Source organism: Bacillus sp. CGMCC 1.16541 (genome assembly GCF_003184905.1).
Classification (GTDB): Bacteria; Bacillota; Bacilli; order Bacillales; family Bacillaceae_H; genus Priestia.
This window is the reverse complement of record NZ_QFRU01000029.1, coordinates 18,164-36,732: the sequence shown is the minus strand read 5'-3', so window position 1 is coordinate 36,732 and position 18,569 is coordinate 18,164. Positions and strand designations below refer to the sequence as shown.

17 protein-coding genes and 2 tRNA genes are annotated in these 18,569 nt (G+C 36.7%); 2 read left to right on the top strand and 17 right to left on the bottom strand.

Annotated features, from left to right (window positions below; genetic code table 11):
* Positions 1-33: 33 nt before the first annotated feature.
* Positions 34-2,511, bottom strand: a complete 2,478-nt coding sequence (spoIIE, locus tag DIS06_RS18345; RefSeq protein ID WP_110114687.1) for a stage II sporulation protein E — start codon at positions 2,509-2,511, stop codon at positions 34-36.
* Positions 2,512-2,879: 368 nt separating this feature from the next.
* On the opposite strand from spoIIE, the gene DIS06_RS18340 reads away from it, so the two are divergent.
* Positions 2,880-2,953 (top strand) — tRNA-Met (locus tag DIS06_RS18340).
* Positions 2,954-2,968: 15 nt separating this feature from the next.
* Positions 2,969-3,040, top strand: a tRNA-Glu gene (locus DIS06_RS18335).
* A 163-nt stretch (positions 3,041-3,203) separates the two neighbouring features.
* Here DIS06_RS18335 and DIS06_RS18330 read toward each other — a convergent pair.
* From DIS06_RS18330 to DIS06_RS18255, 16 genes are all read right to left on the bottom strand, one after another.
* Entirely contained in the window at positions 3,204-3,680 is a 477-nt protein-coding gene (locus tag DIS06_RS18330; RefSeq protein WP_110114686.1) for a S1 domain-containing RNA-binding protein, read from the bottom strand.
* Between the two features lie 89 nt (positions 3,681-3,769).
* Positions 3,770-4,141, bottom strand: coding sequence for an FtsB family cell division protein (locus DIS06_RS18325; RefSeq protein WP_110114685.1), 372 nt, complete (start codon positions 4,139-4,141; stop codon positions 3,770-3,772).
* Positions 4,142-4,144: 3 nt separating this feature from the next.
* Positions 4,145-4,768, bottom strand: coding sequence for a spore cortex biosynthesis protein YabQ (yabQ, locus tag DIS06_RS18320; RefSeq protein ID WP_110114684.1), 624 nt, complete (start codon positions 4,766-4,768; stop codon positions 4,145-4,147).
* On the bottom strand, positions 4,765-5,052 hold the full coding sequence (gene yabP, locus DIS06_RS18315) for a sporulation protein YabP (protein WP_481746887.1): 288 nt from the start codon (positions 5,050-5,052) through the stop codon (positions 4,765-4,767). The genes yabQ and yabP overlap by 4 nt, the downstream gene beginning before the upstream one ends.
* Positions 5,053-5,185: 133 nt before the next feature.
* Positions 5,186-5,449, bottom strand: coding sequence for an RNA-binding S4 domain-containing protein (locus DIS06_RS18310; RefSeq protein ID WP_110114682.1), 264 nt, complete (start codon positions 5,447-5,449; stop codon positions 5,186-5,188).
* Between the two features lie 22 nt (positions 5,450-5,471).
* Complete coding sequence (gene yabN, locus DIS06_RS18305) at positions 5,472-6,932, bottom strand: bifunctional methyltransferase/pyrophosphohydrolase YabN (RefSeq protein ID WP_110114681.1); 1,461 nt, start codon at positions 6,930-6,932, stop codon at positions 5,472-5,474.
* A 12-nt stretch (positions 6,933-6,944) separates the two neighbouring features.
* Positions 6,945-8,558 (bottom strand): putative polysaccharide biosynthesis protein, encoded by a 1,614-nt coding sequence (locus tag DIS06_RS18300; RefSeq protein ID WP_110114680.1) that lies wholly within the window; start codon positions 8,556-8,558, stop codon positions 6,945-6,947.
* 193 nt (positions 8,559-8,751) lie between these two features.
* Entirely contained in the window at positions 8,752-9,288 is a 537-nt protein-coding gene (spoVT, locus tag DIS06_RS18295; RefSeq protein WP_110114679.1) for a stage V sporulation protein T, read from the bottom strand.
* Positions 9,289-9,640: 352 nt separating this feature from the next.
* Positions 9,641-13,189 carry a transcription-repair coupling factor gene (gene mfd, locus DIS06_RS18290; RefSeq protein WP_481746886.1) on the bottom strand — a complete coding sequence of 1,183 codons (3,549 nt, stop codon included), beginning with the start codon at positions 13,187-13,189 and terminating at the stop codon, positions 9,641-9,643.
* A gap of 57 nt (positions 13,190-13,246) precedes the next feature.
* Positions 13,247-13,477: an anti-sigma-F factor Fin gene (fin, locus tag DIS06_RS18285; RefSeq protein WP_110114677.1), complete on the bottom strand. Its 231-nt coding sequence runs from the start codon at positions 13,475-13,477 to the stop codon at positions 13,247-13,249.
* A gap of 63 nt (positions 13,478-13,540) precedes the next feature.
* Entirely contained in the window at positions 13,541-14,098 is a 558-nt protein-coding gene (pth, locus tag DIS06_RS18280) for an aminoacyl-tRNA hydrolase (RefSeq protein ID WP_110114676.1), read from the bottom strand.
* A gap of 98 nt (positions 14,099-14,196) precedes the next feature.
* Positions 14,197-14,832, bottom strand: coding sequence for a 50S ribosomal protein L25/general stress protein Ctc (locus tag DIS06_RS18275; RefSeq protein WP_110114675.1), 636 nt, complete (start codon positions 14,830-14,832; stop codon positions 14,197-14,199).
* Between the two features lie 316 nt (positions 14,833-15,148).
* Positions 15,149-16,102: a ribose-phosphate diphosphokinase gene (locus tag DIS06_RS18270; protein ID WP_110114674.1), complete on the bottom strand. Its 954-nt coding sequence runs from the start codon at positions 16,100-16,102 to the stop codon at positions 15,149-15,151.
* An 18-nt stretch (positions 16,103-16,120) separates the two neighbouring features.
* On the bottom strand, positions 16,121-17,500 hold the full coding sequence (glmU, locus tag DIS06_RS18265) for a bifunctional UDP-N-acetylglucosamine diphosphorylase/glucosamine-1-phosphate N-acetyltransferase GlmU (protein WP_110114673.1): 1,380 nt from the start codon (positions 17,498-17,500) through the stop codon (positions 16,121-16,123).
* 212 nt (positions 17,501-17,712) lie between these two features.
* Entirely contained in the window at positions 17,713-18,003 is a 291-nt protein-coding gene (gene spoVG, locus DIS06_RS18260) for a septation regulator SpoVG (RefSeq protein ID WP_110114672.1), read from the bottom strand.
* 163 nt (positions 18,004-18,166) lie between these two features.
* On the bottom strand, positions 18,167-18,547 hold the full coding sequence (locus tag DIS06_RS18255; protein WP_110114671.1) for a RidA family protein: 381 nt from the start codon (positions 18,545-18,547) through the stop codon (positions 18,167-18,169).
* Positions 18,548-18,569: the final 22 nt, after the last annotated feature.

Genomic DNA, 18,569 nt, shown 5'->3' with positions numbered 1-18,569 from the left:
GATGTTTTAAAATATACGTAGGAAGAAGATAGACTATAAAGCTTTTTTACGCTGTCCGTATGCTGGAATAGATGACCATTTTGGTGTGTTATGCTTAATTTGCGCGACAACAATGGTCATATCATCCTCAATCATCCCTGATCTTGTTCGGATGACTTCTTCCATAATTAAATCCGCAATCTCTTGAGGGTCTGTAGTTTCAAGTTCACTTACCTTTCGTTTCATCCACATTTCATAATTCTCTACATGCTTAGGGCCTTCGAATACTCCATCGCTCATCATAATAAGCAAATCCCCAGCCTTCATCTGCTCACTCACCACATCTACATCAAAATCTTCAATAATTCCCATCGGCAGATTACTTGCCTGAACTTTAATCACTTGATTAGCTCGCTTAATAAAACTAGGAGTTGATCCAATCTTTAGAAACTTCACATTCGCATCTTGCAAATCAATCATCGCTAAATCTAAGGTAGAGAAGATTTCATCATTTGTACGTAAAGAAAGGATTGAGTTGACTGATTTAATCGCAATTCTCTCTTCAATTCCTGTTTGTAAAATTTGCTTAAGCAATTGAAGCGTCTCACTGCTTTCGTAATGAGCACGCTCACCATTCCCCATGCCATCACTAATGGCAATTGCATATTTCCCAGCATTTAATTCAATTGTTGAATAGCTATCACCAGATACAAAGCCTCCACCTTTTGCTGCATGAGCAATCCCGGTATCAACTACATACGCTTTTGTGGAACCAAACGAAACATGACAATACCCTTGAGGATACGTTGCACAATCTTCATGTTTCACCACAATAGACTCTCCTAATATATCTGTTAACATTGGCGCAATAATCTTTTCACATTCACCTCTACCATGACAATATGGAACCCACATTTCAATATCCACATTTCCTGGTTCTAAACTATATAGTTCAATTTGATTAATCTCCATTCCAAAGTTCCGTAAGGCATCAAGTATCTGTTCTTCTTGAACATGCAGGTTTTCACGCTCGCGCTTAATCTCTTTTGAAAAGTTATTCATCACCTGAGATACGCCTAACAACTGTTCAGCCACAATCCTTCTACTTTCTTGAATTTGTCTCTTTAGTTTTTGATTCACTCGAAAGTTCGTCAGTTCTTGGTCGATGACATCAATGACTTTTTTAGACTTGATACAATGCTTGTCCAATTCCCTTACTAGTCTTGTGTTGTACTGTAATGTATCTTGATCAAGCTCATGCATCACTTCTTTCATGTAGTTGTATGTCGTATCAAATTGCTGTGCCCAGCACTGATCTTTTTTAAAGCAGAACTGACATGTTCGCTCTGTCACATTGCTTAAAAAGTAGTCCATTTCTTGGTTTTCATCTCTTTCTTCTTCATAAAAGCCATTTTGTGAAAAGCTTTTAGATAACGCTTGAAACACATTAGAGAATTGCTCCACACGATTTGCTGTTACATCTCTAATCTTCCGAACGTATTGCTGCTGTTCAATCACATGCTCTGTTGTTCCTGGTATCAATTTACTAATATTTTTCGTAATGAATTTTGGAGTAATCATAAATAAACCTATTGAAACAAGAGATTCATATAAATTTAGAGAGAGGAGTTGATTGGTTTGGTTATATAAGCCAAGCAGTAATGTTCCCATCAGTAGCCCGACAGATGTGCCAATTTTTTTACCTTCTTTTAAAAGACCACCAAGTAGTCCCGAGAAAGCTAGTAAACTCATTTCGTAAAGGCTTCCTACATGTGCAAAGCTTAAAATCAGGCCTGTGACGACTCCTACAGTAGAGCCCATCGTAGCACCCGCTACAAATGCAAAGATTAAAACAAGATATCTCGATAAAATATGTTCAACTGACAACCCATAGATCGTCCATCCAATCGTTCCTGTCATCACAGAGGCTAGCAAAATAATGAGACAAATCACTTCTTCTGTCTTTAATGATTGCTTTCTCTGTCTTTGAGAGATAAGAGGTATGCTCTGAAGGAAAATCATTGTTAAAATAAAGCTTAAGCCAGCTTCAATGGCTGCAAACGTAAAGTCGTACAGCGCAACTTGTTGTGTAACAAGATAAAACATCCCTATCTTTGTCACTAACATCGTTGTAAAAACTAAAAATGGTAGTTTCTTAATAGGCTCTACACTGATCATTCCACTTAAGCGATAAATGAATAAAAAGAGAAAGCATGCACATAGTAAGAACAATCCATTTTGAATCGATACACTAAATGCTCCAGCTAAAACAGCTAAACCTGCCATCGCTGACTTTTCTCGCTTCATGACGTAAGCAGCCGCAAAAAACGGTAATGCAAACGGCATAATCTTCATAAGAATTAAAGCTCGTCCTAATAAAAATCCAACGACTAACAATAATAAACCCCATTGGAATAATACTTTTTCTGTTTTGAGTCCAAATTGTGTCATATAACGTGACAGTTCTAAACGTGTTCGGTTAAAAACGGCTTCCGTTGCTGGACTTGCATAGTTCCCCTCTGTTTTTTGCATATTTACACCACCCGCTAATTATACTTGTAGTTTATTATAACGAGCATGTCTCTCAATTTTTGTCAAAACAAGCATCTCAACAAAAGAATCGTTCGACTATTTCTTTTATATAAATCAATGAATATACAAAAAGAAACTTAATCCTACATATCTTTTTGAAAAATTTAGGGTAAATACAATGAAATGAGCGAAAAATACAAAACGATTTTACGTATACCATCTTAAGAGAGATGACATGAAAGGAGAAATGAGCGAAGAGCGTCCAATAAAAAGAGGTAATAAGAAATAAAGAGGATTTTCTTCAAAAAGCATTGACACATATAATAGATTTATGTATGATAATAAATGTCTTTTATAGTTTTGATAATGGCGGTGTAGCTCAGCTGGCTAGAGCGTACGGTTCATACCCGTGAGGTCGGGGGTTCGATCCCCTCCGCCGCTACTTTTATCTCATAATGGCCCGTTGGTCAAGCGGTTAAGACACCGCCCTTTCACGGCGGTAACACGGGTTCGAATCCCGTACGGGTCATCCTTTTAGGCACATACTTAGGTATGTGCCTTTTTTAACTCTTTTTTAACATAACTAAAACAAACCGTCAGTATAAATCCTTAGACTTGCTAAGGTTATACTGACGGTCTGCTTTATGAAGTGTAACTTAGAACTTGCTATTTATTTAAATATAAGCAACAAGTTAGCCTCTTTTTGCTCCGCGTCCACCGCGTTTAGATTCAGTATGACGCTTCAGGGAAGATAAGCGATCTTCGCTATCTTTCAGAAAACGACTCATTTTTTGTTCAAATGTTTCTTTCGGGCGATATTCGTTGCTTCTGTTACGTGATGGACGTGAATCACGTGAACGATCTGGACGTCCACCTTGACGCGCAGGGCGGTCTGGACGTTCTGGACGTTCTGAACGCTCAGGGCGTTCCGGACGATCTTTCGCTTTCTTAATTGAAAGACCAATTTTTCCGTCTTTCTCTACATTAATAACTTTGACTTCAACTTCATCTCCAACTTTAAGATGATCGTTAATATCTTTCACGTAATTATCAGCAACTTCGCTAATGTGAACTAAGCCTGTTGAGCCTTCTGGCAGCTCCACAAATGCTCCAAAATTAGTAATACCTGTTACCTTTCCCTGTAACTTGCTGCCTACTTCAATTGACATAAAAAAAATGCTCCTCCTTAAAATGATAAAAGAAATCAATTTATTATATTATACAAAAAGCAAAAATGCACTGTCAACGAGCCATGTCGTTAGTCATTTTTTATGTTGAAGATAATTTCCCCTTCTTCTGAAAGAAAATAATCCCTTCTTGCAATCTTTTTGATGTATTCTTCATCATTTAATTTAACAATTTCATCTTCTAACTGTTTTTGCTTTGTCTCTAACTTTGTTAATTGTTGTTCCAATTTCTCTTCCTCTAGCTTCTTATCTTCAATCGTCGATGCCTGTGTAATAATGGTTGAGATCATTGCGATTGAAACAACTAACGCCAAAATACCAAAAACAGTGAGACGTCTTACGAGACCGACACGTCTGCTATGCACATTTTTTTTCTTTAACTCTTGCTCTGTTATATAGTCCGAGTTCAGTTTCGTTACTTTCTCATCTTTTATGGCACTCACTTACTATTCATCCTCCTTACCTCTGAACGATTTAATCCATGTAACCACTCTTTGTTTCGTATTCTTTACTTTTCGGTAAAACCCTTCTACATATTTCCAAAAACGACGAAACAATGTTTTGACACGACTAGGCATCATTCTCCAAACAATAAAGCTTATCCACTTAAAAGGAGCCACTATAATTCGAATTGTGACGTTTAAGGTCGACAATAAAACTTTATACAAAGCAATTAGGCAAAGGATGACCACGTGAACAAACCAACGTATAGGCTTGACCAATAAAACAATAAATAAAGATACAACAAAGCGATACATCTTTACAAAGATAGATACAACTACCTTCAACGCTTTCAAGTACAACTGCTTAAATAAGCTTTGATAAGCTGCAAACCCACATAACAGAGCAAGAAAAGCATAAAAGCGCAGTTCTCCCTCGTTTACTTGAAATAAAACATAAAAGATAAATAATGATTGCAAAATCCAAAATAAAAAATCATTAATAAAGGTTAACCACCGAGCAACCTTCGAACGATTAAAGAAATATTGGTACGTATCGAGGGCAGCTCCTAAATAGCTGCCCATTACAATCATTGCAATCATTGTATAGAATTGAATGTTTAAACTCATTTGAACAACTTGCTAAAGAATCCTTTAGCTTTCTCCGATTGTTGTTCATCTAAATAAACTATATCAAAAATTTTCCCTTTAATCGACACAATCCCTTTTTCAACATCCAAATTTTTCATTTGGAGATTTTGTCCTCTAACAGAAAGAAAGCCCATCACAGTTTCTAATAAAAACTCTTCGTTATCAAAGCTTTCTACCTGCTTTACTCCTGTAATATCTAACAAGCGACGGCCTTTCATCACAAGATCATGATTTGGTGTATGGTCTTTATTTGCTGATCCCATTTCATAGTATTGACTCATTTTCATCCCCCATCTCATTAACTGAGAACGTTCAAATGGCTCTCATCTTATCTTGTTTAAACATATGAGGGAGAAAATTATTTTAGAACAAGCCTCGCTTGTATGAAACTAGGAACTATTCGGCCGTCACACGCTCCTCTTTAACAACTGAATATAACTGACTTGCTTCTTCTTTTTTTGCTGTTTCTTTTAACGTTTCAACTTTAACTGTTACGATTTTTGTTCCAAATTGAATCGCTAATTCATCACCTTCTTTTAAGATAGAACTCGCTTTTGCAACTGTTCCATTGACGGTAATCCTGCCCTGATCGGCTACTTCCTTCGCTAATGTACGACGTTTAATTAAACGAGATACCTTTAAGAATTTATCTAATCTCATGGTCTTTTTCCCCTTTACGAATTTATAAACCTTGTTCTTTTGCATCGTTCCAAAATGCATCTAACTCTTCTAACGTAAAAGATGTAAATGGCTTACCAGATTCCCTTACTTTTTCCTCAATATATTGAAAACGCCTAGTAAACTTATGATTGGTTTGAGCAAGCGCTGACTCTGGATCCACCTTATAATAGCGAGCAACATTTACGAGCGCAAATAAAATATCACCAAATTCGTTACTCAACTTATCCTCGCCTTGAAGAGACTGCACTTCCTCTTTAAATTCATTGATTTCTTCCCATACTTTTCCCCACATTGGCTCGATATGATCCCAATCAAACCCTACTTTTGCCGCTTCTTTTTGGAAGTAATACGCCTTCATTAAACTAGTAGCAGACTGAGAGACACCATGTAATAATGATGAAGGCTGTTCACCTTTTTCTGCTTGCTTGATCTCATTCCAATTTTTCACCACTTCTTCCTCATTCTCTACATGTACATGACTAAACACGTGCGGATGCCTTCTCACCATTTTATCAGAAAGCCCTTGAATAACGTCATCGATGGAGAACATGCCTTCATCTTCTCCAATTTGCGCATGCAGCATGACTTGAAGTAAGACATCTCCTAGCTCTTCTATGATATGATCATCATCTTCATTATCAATGGCCTCTAGTAATTCATATGCTTCTTCAAGTAAATATTTCTTTAACGAAGTGTGGGTTTGCTTTTGATCCCAAGGACAACCATTTGGACCTCTTAACGTAGCAATAATGTGACGTAACGACTCAAATTGATGGTACAGTGTGGATTCTTCCGTCACTGGTGGGACGTAAATGGTGGTGAGATTATTCAGTTCTACTTCTCGATCTAATTCGTAAAGCTTTACTTTTCGTATCGTTTCAAGTTCACTTCCAGCTGCTGTTACAATATAAACCGGATACTCATCAGGTAAATCATCCATCAATGTTAGTTTCACATCCGACGCCACAAATTGATCATATACTTGTCCAATCAAAACATGTTGGGTAAACTGTAATTCACCTCTTTTTAGAGCCGTACCGTCAAGGAGCTGAAACCCCTCAATTGGGTCAATTTTCAACGCAGAGAAAATAGGGTCTAAAAAGCTTTGACCACCTTTGATTTCAACGTGAAGATCATCCATTTCTTTTTCTTTTTCTATCAATAACTGAACCGTTCTTTCAGCTACAAGAGGATGCCCTGGCACTGCATAGACAATTTCACCACTTTGCTCACATAGATTGTCAACAATATGCTGATAAACTGCTTCAAACGAATCATGTTGTTCATAGACATCATCAAATGAATGAAACTCAATGTTTTCTTTTGCGAAATGAGAAACTACTGGGTGTTCTTTTGTGCGTAAAAATAGTTGATTTGAACTCTTTAATATACGAAATATCCCGAGTGGAAGTTGATTTAAATCGCCTGCCCCTAATCCAATGACTGTAATTGTTTTGTTCATTTTTATCACCTTTCATGTGCGTTTTTTCACGATATACTTCCCCAACTTCTCTCCGAGAGGAATGAATGTTAGTTCTCCTAATGTAAATACTCTATTCTTTACGATAAGATAAATATACAACGCTCCTCCAAGACATACACCACTTAAAGATTGAATGATATAGAAAGAAGAATGGCGATTACTTAATTCTATAAGAGCATATAAGCTTAATTCATATACTTTCAAGAAACTTAACATACTAATTGCTGAAATAAAGGTAATGATTATACTTCTTTTGCTTATTACATTCACTTTTAGCTTTACACGTAAATAAAGAGTATTTATACACCCGATAACAGCAAAACTTAAAACAGATGCAATAGCTGCTCCTACTGTTTCATAAATAGGTATCAATATTATATTAAGAACATATTTCAGTACTAATCCACTGATTACCGATAAGGCAGGAACATACATATGTCCCATGCCGTGTAAAATAGCGGCAGTTGTAGCCGATAAAGTCGTAAACATAATTAATAAGCTTAAGGTTTGTAATGTCGTAGTCCCTACTGCATCTCCGTATAGCATCATGTTTGTCGACTTCATAATCCCTACTAGCCCTATCGATGCTCCTATTCCAACGACCAATGACAGTTTTAATGATAACTGAGCCTTTTCATGAAGTAGTTCATGATCTCTTTTAGAAACAGCAGATGAAATAATAGGAACTAACGCTAAGGAAAAGGCGGTACCCACAACTGTGCCAAGTTGTATGAGCGGTAATCCTCGGTCATAAACGCCTTTCATAATCTTCGCCTTTAATTCATCGGTTCCTTCTATTACTAATTGAGAAAAAAGAGTAAATGCATCTACAAGTTGAATAAATAATAGACCCATACCACTTAAACAAATTAAGCTCCCATACAAACCTACGTTCTTTATAATTTGTTTTACCTCATCCGTTACTTGATACTGTCCTCTTAAAGGTAACTTTTTTTTATGCTTCAATAGGAAAGCACCTAAAACAAATAGACCTGTTGCTGCACCTGTAATGGAACCAAAGAGTGCACCTGCTCCTACTACATAAAGGTTATAACCTTTATGTAGTAGCAAAAACGATAACACCAAAATAGTTCCTACTCTGACAAGTTGCTCGGCTACTTGTGAAAGAGCCGTTGGAATCATGTTATTCATTCCTTGATAATACCCACGAATAACCGCTAAAAACGGAATAAACAAAAAGGATAGTGAAATCATTTTGATAAGGGAGGTTAACTGTTTATCTCCCATCCAATGGGCAATTTGCTCAGCAAACCCATATTGAAGAGCAAAAAATAAAGCGTTCATTAAAAACAAAAAGCCAAACGAGGTACGCAAAATCATTGCAATGACTCGGTGATCATGAGCGTTTTCTGCTATTAATTTAGAGATAATAACAGGAAATCCATATGTACCTAACAATAAAGCGATACCGTAAAAAGGGTATACCTGCTGATAAATATAAAAACCTATATCACCAGCAATATAATGATAAGGAATTCGATAACTAGCACTTAATACCTTTGTCAGTAAACCAGCAAGCGTTAAAATAAACGCCCCGTTTAAAATTGATTGAACATGATTGCTCTTACTAGCTGCTTTCTTCATACATAAACACCTTTCAACATCAAAAACACTTTCTCATTATCATTCACATTCTTTCTATCGTGACCATTAACAATGCTTACATCGCCGATAAAAGGATTACATGTATTATAGCACGACAGAACTTTTATAATTCTTAACAACACGCAAAAAAGGCAGCGAACCTGCTGCCTTTTTTAGTACTGCATAGTATCTATTATTGCTCCATCTGGCGAGATAAAAAACCTGCAGCTGTCTCAACAGCTTTATGCTCAACTTCTGTAACAGATTTGTCTTTCGAGAAGATTACCACTGCACCAATAGGGTCGCCGTTTGCAACGATTGGGCCAATTGTATACGACGCGACGGTTTCATCTTGTCCATCAATAAACTCAATCTTCTTTTCGTCTTTCACTAAAACAGAGCTACGACTCTCCATCGTTGTTTCAACGAGTTGACTAATGTTTTTATTTAAGTATTCCTTTTTAGAACTTCCTGCTACTGAGATATATACATCTCGATCACAAATCAAAACAGGATGTCCTAGGCTGTCATATAACGCTTCTGCATATTCTTTAGCAAAGTCACTAAGTTCACTAATTGGAGAATACTTTTTTAAGATAACTTCTCCATCGCGATCTACGAAGATTTCTAGTGGGTCTCCTTCACGAATCCTTAAAGTTCTGCGGATTTCTTTTGGAATAACAACCCGCCCTAAATCATCAATTCGACGAACAATACCTGTTGCTTTCATTCATTGAAGCCTCTCTTTCATCTGATGATTAAATGTATTTGGTGACTCAGGAACTTGTCCTGTTTTAAAAGCTGTCACCACTGTTGAAATTAGTATCCTTCACAAAAAAACTTCTATACACCAACCATATCATTTTTTGTTAAAAAGTACCCAATATCATAATGTTCTTATTGTTTTAAAAGTAAACCTGTTTAATTTGTGGTTAATTATGGTTAATTATTGCTCTTTTACCCTCTCTTCTTTTTTTAAAACCTTTTAAATAAAAGAAAAGCGTAAATGCTCTTTCTCAATGAAGACTAGTTGAAAATAAACCTTCATTGAAGTAAGAGATTCACGCTTTCATTACATATTTTTAACTTTTCACTTCTTCTCGCTTTACACTGGCTAACCCTTTTATAATTTCATAGGTAGCATCGAGCCAATCATTTTGAGAGACATCTTTGATGTTTGCCACAATCTTTACCTTCTTGCCTTCCATACCTAAACTAATCATTCGGCCAAATTGATTACCGAGTTGGAATAGTTTTTGACCGTCAACATTCGAACTAGCTTGTTCGGATAACAAGATTGTTACTTGCTGTTTTGCTTGAATAATGGATTCCACTAGTTGAACTTTTGCATGTACTTTTGTTCGTGCTACTTGGAATAAGTAATCGACCTCTTGAGGATATTCACCAAAACGGTCAATCATTTCATCCTGTAAATCTTGAACATCTTCTAATGTTTCAATTCCTCTAAATCGTTTATAAAGCTCAATCTTCAAACGTCCATCTGAAACATATTGATCTGGAATGTAAGCATCGAGGTCGAGGTTTACCTCTACATCAATAGATGGCTTTTGATCATCGCTTCCTCTTCTCTCTTCAATTGCTTCTTTTAACATTTGAGAGTATAAATCAAATCCAACAGAATCAATAAAGCCATGCTGCTGTGCACCAAGCAGGTTTCCTGCTCCACGAATGGATAAATCTCGCATCGCAATCTTAAATCCAGAACCTAGTTCTGTAAACTCTTTAATTGCTTGTAATCGTCTTTCTGCTACTTCTGTTAGAACTTTATCTTTTCGATACGTAAAGTACGCATAAGCAACACGGTTTGAACGGCCTACACGACCACGAAGCTGATACAATTGTGATAATCCCATTTTATCTGCATCATGAACGATAAGCGTATTCACGTTTGGAATATCTACACCTGTTTCAATAATGGTCGTACTGACCAATACATCATATTCACCTTCTAAGAAACTTAAAATAACTGCTTCAAGCTCTGCCTCATTCATCTTCCCATGAGCATATGTCACACGCGCATCAGGTACAAGCATTGAGATTTCTTCTGCTTTTCGTTCAATATCTTCTACTCGATTATACAAGAAATAAACTTGCCCATCTCGCGCTAATTCTCGTTCAATTGCTTCTCGAACCAATACACCGTTGTATTCAACAACATATGTTTGAACAGGAAAACGATTCTCTGGTGGCGTTTCAATAACAGAAAGATCTCGCACTCCAAGCATGGACATATGTAACGTTCGAGGAATCGGTGTTGCCGTTAATGTAAGCACATCAATGTTTGCTTTAAACTGCTTAATTTTTTCTTTATGTGTGACACCAAATCGTTGCTCTTCATCGATAATTAAAAGGCCCAACTCTTTATAAACAATATCTTTTGATAAAAGTCGATGTGTTCCAATGACAATATCAACTGTACCGTTTTTAAGCCCTTTAATTGTTTCTTGCTGTTGCTTTCTTGTACGGAAACGACTTAATAAGCCGATATTAATTGGATAATCTTGAAAGCGCTCACGAATTGTCTCAAAGTGTTGCTGCGCTAAAATAGTTGTTGGAACAAGAAAAGCTACTTGTTTACCATCTGCAATTGCTTTAAATGCCGCACGAATGGCTACTTCTGTTTTACCATAGCCTACATCGCCACATAATAATCGATCCATTGGACGCTCTTTTTCCATGTCTTGTTTAATCTCATGAATGGAGCGAAGTTGATCTTCTGTTTCTTGATAAGGGAAGGAAGTCTCAAATTGACGCTGCATGTCACCATCAGGAGAAAAAGCATACCCTTTACTTGCTTCACGCTCGGCGTATAGCTTAATTAAGTCGTCTGCAATATCTTGAACAGAAGACTCCACTTTCCGCTTAACTTTCTTCCAGTCACTTCCACCTAATTTATAGACTTTTGGTTCTTTACCTTCTGACCCTACGTATTTTTGAACTTGGTCAATTTGTTCGACTGGTACATAAAGTTTATCTGTGCCTTCATACTTAATATGAATATAATCTTTATGATTACCATTAATCTCTAAGGTTTCAATTCCTAAATAACGGCCAATTCCGTGATTAATATGAACAACATAATCGCCAACGTTTAACTCAGAGTAGCTTTTAATTCGCTCTGCATTTGATAATTTTTGACGACGCTTTGTCTTTTTTACTCTCTTTTTAAATAGTTCCTCTTCTGTTAAAATCGCTAATTTTTGCATAGGCAATTCAAATCCAACATGAAGATCACCTTCAATGATTTGAACTTTACCAGGAACGAGTTCACTGTCTGGTGATAGCACAGATGACTCAATGTCATAATCCGCTAACACTTTTTCTAACTTACTTACTCGTTCTTCATTTGCTCCTAACACAACAATGGCGTATTGACTTTTCACCCATCGATCAATTTCATTCTTCAATAAGTTCATTTGCCCATAAAACTGCTGCATTTGCTTATATGAAACATTAATAATGTTTTGCGGGTTTGTATAGGAAACATGCTTTAAAAATAGTGATAAATAAATAATTGGTTGAGATGCCCCAGCAATTAATGACGATACTTTATGAGAAGGAACAACATCTCTTACAATTTGACCGCTGGCTAGTAAGTCTGTAACCCATTCAACTTCTTCTTGATCTAACTGCTCAGATGTTTCTTGAATACGTGTCATTTCGTCAAAGATAATTAAACCATTTTCCGGTAAATAGTCTAGTAAACTAGTAGGCACCTCATAGAAGATAGACAAGTATTTGAACATGTTATCTAACACATGACCTTGTTTTAACTGTTCAATTTCTCCTTGTATATTTTCCACTAATAACTCTTTTACAGCTTCATCTCTCATACTTTTGAGCGTTGAAGCAAGGTGCTTTTCAAGGTGTTGCACTCCTTGTTCAATTTCTTTATCTGTAAATAGCATTTCCGTCGCAGGACTGATGTTAATTTTGTTTAACTGTTTTTGCGAACGTTGGTCTTCGATCGTAAACGTACGAATGGAGTCTACTTCTGTATCAAATAATTCAACACGAACAGGATGTTCCTCTGTCAGCGGATAGACATCAATAATGCCACCTCTAATACTAAATTCACCAGGTGCACCCACCATAGATGTACGTTCATATCCTAATAACACTAATTGATTTAGATAAGTATCAACATCTATGTCGTCTCCTACTTTAAAAGACAACTGACTCTGTTTCCAGCGCTGTTTTGGAGGCAGCAGCTTACGCAAGCCTGCAACAGGTGTAATGACAATTCCTTTTTGTTGGTGACTCCAATGATTTAATGCTTCAATTCTTTGTGCTTTTAACTCTGGACTTGCAATCCCTACCTCTGTCGCGATTAAATCATTAACAGGATATAAATACACATGATTGTTTGGTAACAAATTGACTAAATCATCGTAAATTTTCTGTGCTTGGTATAGATTGTGTGTGACCACTAAAAGCGGTCGCTCCTGCTCTTCATTTAATGTTGCCATTAAAACAGAACGAGCTGACCCAGATATCCCTGCTACAAGTTGTTCTTTTAATCGTTCTTCCACGCTTTGCATAATTGTTTTTATCTCTACATTTTCGCGAAAATGTTTTTTAATCCCTAGCAAAGGATTCCCTCCTCTCATGCACACCTCGTACAACTATAAACAGAAAAACGCTTTGGCTCGTTACACCAAAGCTCTTTACTGTATAAAAGTCTCGTATTGATGATAATCAGGGTTTCGTTCTAACGCTTCCTGACAATCTTCACAAATGGTTTGAATGGACATCTCTCCATTGCTGTTATAATGAATAAATTGTTTGCGTTCGGTCGCTGTTAAGTGATCGAACCCAAGTTCTTTACTATCAATGGTGGCTACATTAAGTATACCAATACTCGTTCCACAATGTCTGCAAACATAACGGATAGACATAATGATCCTCCCAAGCAAGTGTTTTTATTGCTAGTATCGACACTTACAAGGCAGGTTATTCATTTAATTATATCGGTTCATCACTTCTAAAAAAGGTGTATGGATCCAATCTTCGCTTGCATTAATTGATTTATCAATCGCTTCTTTCATCTCAGCCATTTCTTCATTTGTAAATTTACCTAACACGTAATCACTTATTTTCATCCCATTCGTCGGGCGATCAATCCCAAAACGAATACGATTAAATTCTTGTGTTTTCAAGTGTTGAACAAGTGATTTAATACCATTATGTCCACCAGCACTTCCTTTTGTGCGCAAGCGAATCTTGCCTAAAGGAAGATCAAGGTCATCATAAATCACAAGGATATCTTTTGAAGAAACATCGTAGTATTCCATGAGAGGCTTTAAGCTTTCACCTGATAAATTCATATATGTTAACGGTTTTAATAATATGACTTTCTCACCTTTTACTGTACCCATACCATAGAGGCCGTTAAATTTTGTTTTATCTAATGGAATCATCAAATGTTCTGCTAGCTCATCAATAATCATAAATCCAATATTATGTCTTGTACGGTCATAATCTCGACCAGGATTCCCTAATCCTACAATTACTTTCAAGGAATGCGCTCCTTTCTTAAACACAAATCTAGTTCTTCTCTTTCTTATTATAATCAAATCATTCGAAAAGACGTAACCTTTTGGTTACGTCTTTTTTATTATTCTTCGTTATTTTTTTCAGAAATGACTTCTACATCTTCCTCATCAGGACTATCTTGTTGTTCACCACTATCGATATCTTCTTCTTGACGAGGTGGTAAAACGGATGCAACCGCTTCTGTTAAGTCATGTGTGATTTCAATGTTTTTCGCTACCGATGCTTCTTCTAGTGTAATCGTGTCATTTACACCTAAGTTGGTTACATCGATTTCAATTTGAGACGGGATATCTTGTGGCAATCCTTTTACTGTTACTTCGTGTAATGATTGCTGAAGAACACCACCTTCTTTTGTTCCTGCTGCTTCGCCGACTAGAACAATATTCACCGTTGTTTCAAGTTCTTTTGACATGTCTACAACTTGGAAGTCTGCGTGCACAATCTCATTTTTTAATGGATCTGTTTGAATATCATGCAACATAACTGAATATTTGTCACTGTTCACTTGTAGCGTCAACACACCATTGCGTCCTGTTTCACGAATTGTTTTAATAAAATCTGCGCTATTTAAATAAATTGATGTAGAATCTACTTTATTTCCATATACAACCGCTGGGAAATTTCCTGCCTCACGGATTCTTCTTCTCGCTGAATTTTTAAACTCTTTTCGCTCATTAGCTTGTAAAAGTGTACTCATTTATATCACCTTCCATGTTTTTTCTCTGAGTCATATTATAAACGTACCCCAAATGAAATAGAGTTAAACATAAATCGGCAAAAGAATAAAAATTTCACTTAGAATGAAGCAATCGAGATCCGTGTAAAACACCGTCATTAACAACATTAGAAAGCACTACCATTTCATACTTTTAACAAAATAATGTCATGTGTGCTCCGCAAGTAAAAAAGACGCTACTACTAGCTGACTAGATTCCTCCCGTAAAAGTGTGACAAATCCTTAAATGCAAAAAGACCCTAACCGTTCTTCCGTTAGGATCTTTTTTGCATTTATATTAATCGAATAATGTACTTACAGATTGCTCTTCATGTACACGGATGATTGCTTCACCCATTAATGGAGCAACTGATAGTTCTGTTACTTTATCAATTTTCTTCTCTTCTGGTAACGCGATTGAGTTTGTGACAACTAATTCTTTAATGTTAGAATTTTGAATACGCTCAATAGCTGGGCCTGATAAGACAGGGTGTGTACAACACGCATACACTGATTTTGCACCACTTTCGATTAACGCGTTAGCCGCTAACGTAATTGTGCCTGCTGTATCAATCATATCGTCAATCAAAATAGCTGTTTTTCCATCTACTTGACCTACAATGTTCATAACTTCCGCTACGTTAGGACGAGGGCGACGTTTATCAATAATTGCAATTGGTGCTTTTAGACGTTCTGCTAACTTACGAGCTCTCGTCACACCACCGTGGTCTGGAGAAACAATAACAACATCATCTAGGCTTTTACTCTTGAAGTACTCACCTAAAATTGGAACACCCACTAAGTGATCAATTGGAATATCAAAGAAACCTTGAATTTGTGGTGCATGTAAGTCAAGCGTAATAATACGAGTAGCACCTGCTGTTTCAAGTAGGTTTGCCACTAACTTCGATGTAATCGGCTCACGAGCACGGGCTTTACGATCTTGACGAGCATATCCATAATAAGGCATAACGATGTTAATTGTTTTTGCTGACGCTCTCTTTAATGCATCAATCATAATTAACAGTTCCATGATATGCTCGTTTACTGGTGCACTTGTTGATTGAATGATGAACACATCGCAACCACGAATACTTTCTTCGATATTGATTTGAACTTCCCCATCACTGAAGCGAGCAACAGAACACTTTCCAAGCTCCACTCCAATTACCTTTGCAATTTCTTCTGCTAAAGCAGGGTTAGAATTCAGGGTAAAAACCTTTAGATTTTCATCAGCATATACTTTTGACATTGTATTGTGAAACCTCCGTTAGGATTTTTTATTCATATTTAAATTTTCTACATAGTTCTCTTTATTCACTTGTCGAGCTCGTGCAATTGATAATGCTTTTCCTGGAACATCTTCTGTAACAGTCGATCCTGCTGCTACATACGCACCTTCACCAATTGTAACAGGTGCAACTAAATTCGAATTGCAACCAACAAAAACACCGTCTTCAATTTTTGTTAAATATTTATTTTTCCCATCATAATTAACGGTAATAGAGCCGCAGCCTAAATTAACGTCTGCCCCTACTTCAGCATCACCAATATAGCTTAGATGAGACGCCTTGCTACCTTTGCCAAATGTCGACTTTTTAATTTCTACAAAGTTCCCTACACGTACTTCATCACCAATTGCTGATTGCGGACGAATATGCGCAAACGGACCAATGGTCACTTTCGCGCCAATCTCGCTATCATGTGCAACAGAATGACGAATAGAGGTTTCGTTCCCAACTTTACAGTCCTTAATCTCTGTATTTGGGCCTACTTCACAATTTTCACCAATCACAACTTCACCCATAATGACTGTACCTGGATAAATAACGGTGTCACGACCAATGACTGCGTCCGCTGAAATATACGTATTAGAAGGGTCAATAAGTGTAACTCCATTTAGCATATGACGCTTATTAATACGCTTTTTCATTGTCTCTTCTGCTTGAGACAGTGCGAAGCGATCATTTACACCTAGTGTTTCTGAGAAATCACTTGTTTGGTAAGCTGAAACAACTTCACCTTGGTTCTTTAAGATTTCAACAACATCTGGTAAATAATACTCACCTTGTACGTTGTCATTCGATACTTTAGAAAGTGTTTCAAATAGCTGCTTATTATCAAAACAATACGTTCCTGTATTAATTTCTTTCACAGCTCTTTCTTGTTCAGATGCATCTTTATGCTCAACAATTTTTTCAACTAACCCTTCTTCGTTACGAATGATTCGACCGTAACCTGTTGGATCTTCTGCGTATGCAGTTAAAATTGTTGCCTTCGCACCCATTTGCTCATGTTGATTTAACAAAGCTTCAATAGTTTCCGCTGTAATAAGTGGTGTATCTCCACAAATAACAATTGTCGTACCTTCTTCATTTGCTAACAACTCTTCTGCTTGTATCACAGCGTGAGCCGTTCCTAGTTGTTCTTCTTGTAACACAAAAGAACTTTTATCCCCAATGTGTGCTTTTACTTTTTCAGCACCATGACCAACAACCGTGATTAGTTTAGCCAACTCTAAAGAAGAAAGCTGATCGATAACATGTTGTACCATCGGCTTTCCACAAACAGGATGTAGCACTTTATATAAAGATGACTTCATACGTGTACCCTGCCCAGCTGCCAATATGACTGCATATCTTTTTGACATAACAGGCCTCCAATTTTACCTTTTTATCCATTAAGAATATTATCCTAAAAACTCATCTATTTCAAGAAATGATGAAAAAGTACATAGATTTGTCAGTGAATTGTCATAGATTTGAAAGAAACAGAATAACTTGAAGATTAGATTGAGGAACAACAAGTGAATTTATACAAAAAAGAGCCTATTTTAAAATAGACTCTTTGTTCATTCATATTTTATGAAGCACCCGCTTCTTCAAATTCAACTTCTAATTCACCTAAGCGATGATATTCTGCTAAAACAGCATCTTGAATTTTCCCGCGAGTACCAGAGTTAATCGGATGTGCAATATCACGGAACTCACCATCTGGCGTACGCTTGCTTGGCATTGCCACAAACAAACCGTTATTCCCATCAATTACACGAATATCATGAACAACGAACTCATTGTCAAGTGTAATTGAAGCGATTGCTCTCATACGTCCTTCTGTATTTACGCGGCGTAATCTCACGTCAGTTACTTCCATTCTGTTCACCACCTTTTTTCTAAATGAAGCTTTAACTAGTAATTCCACAGATTTTTAACTTTTCCTGCAATTCTAAAAAATTTTTTAGTAAAAAATCGTAAAATAAGTGAATGAATGGAATTTATATCCTTTTTACACAGAAGGAACTTGTATGGAACAACGATTAACGGCTTTTTACAAGCGCGACAACTTCAATTTCAATTAATGCATCCTTTGGTAGCCTTGCGACTTCAACACATGACCTTGCCGGTTTATGATTGCCAAAGTACTTTGCATATACTTCGTTAATTTGATCAAAGTCATTTATGTCTTTAATAAAGACCGTTGCTTTCACAACCGTTTCAAAAGATGCACCTGCTGCTTTTAACACTGCATCTAAATTTTGAAATACCTGTTCTGTTTGTTCAACAATATCTCCATTCACCATTTCACCTTCTGGCGTTAACGGAATTTGACCTGAACTATAAAACATATTGTTCACAACGATTCCTTGCGAATATGGACCAATCGCTTGTGGTGCTTTATTGGTTTGAACTTGTAACATGTTTCTCCCTCTCCTTTTATCT

Excerpts from the sequence above, each read along its gene's own strand:
- spoIIE (WP_110114687.1), bottom strand. The coding sequence starts at position 2,511 with ATGCAAAAAACAGAGGGGAACTATGCAAGTCCAGCAACGGAAGCCGTT.
- DIS06_RS18330 (WP_110114686.1), bottom strand. The coding sequence starts at position 3,680 with ATGTCAATTGAAGTAGGCAGCAAGTTACAGGGAAAGGTAACAGGTATT.
- yabQ (WP_110114684.1), bottom strand. The coding sequence starts at position 4,768 with ATGAGTTTAAACATTCAATTCTATACAATGATTGCAATGATTGTAATG.
- yabP (WP_481746887.1), bottom strand. The coding sequence starts at position 5,052 with ATGGGATCAGCAAATAAAGACCATACACCAAATCATGATCTTGTGATG.
- DIS06_RS18310 (WP_110114682.1), bottom strand. The coding sequence starts at position 5,449 with ATGAGATTAGATAAATTCTTAAAGGTATCTCGTTTAATTAAACGTCGT.
- yabN (WP_110114681.1), bottom strand. The coding sequence starts at position 6,932 with ATGAACAAAACAATTACAGTCATTGGATTAGGGGCAGGCGATTTAAAT.
- DIS06_RS18300 (WP_110114680.1), bottom strand. The coding sequence starts at position 8,558 with ATGAAGAAAGCAGCTAGTAAGAGCAATCATGTTCAATCAATTTTAAAC.
- spoVT (WP_110114679.1), bottom strand. The coding sequence starts at position 9,288 with ATGAAAGCAACAGGTATTGTTCGTCGAATTGATGATTTAGGGCGGGTT.
- mfd (WP_481746886.1), bottom strand. The coding sequence starts at position 13,189 with ATGAGAGGAGGGAATCCTTTGCTAGGGATTAAAAAACATTTTCGCGAA.
- fin (WP_110114677.1), bottom strand. The coding sequence starts at position 13,477 with ATGTCTATCCGTTATGTTTGCAGACATTGTGGAACGAGTATTGGTATA.
- DIS06_RS18275 (WP_110114675.1), bottom strand. The coding sequence starts at position 14,832 with ATGAGTACACTTTTACAAGCTAATGAGCGAAAAGAGTTTAAAAATTCA.
- DIS06_RS18270 (WP_110114674.1), bottom strand. The coding sequence starts at position 16,102 with ATGTCAAAAGTATATGCTGATGAAAATCTAAAGGTTTTTACCCTGAAT.
- glmU (WP_110114673.1), bottom strand. The coding sequence starts at position 17,500 with ATGTCAAAAAGATATGCAGTCATATTGGCAGCTGGGCAGGGTACACGT.
- spoVG (WP_110114672.1), bottom strand. The coding sequence starts at position 18,003 with ATGGAAGTAACTGACGTGAGATTACGCCGCGTAAATACAGAAGGACGT.
- DIS06_RS18255 (WP_110114671.1), bottom strand. The coding sequence starts at position 18,547 with ATGTTACAAGTTCAAACCAATAAAGCACCACAAGCGATTGGTCCATAT.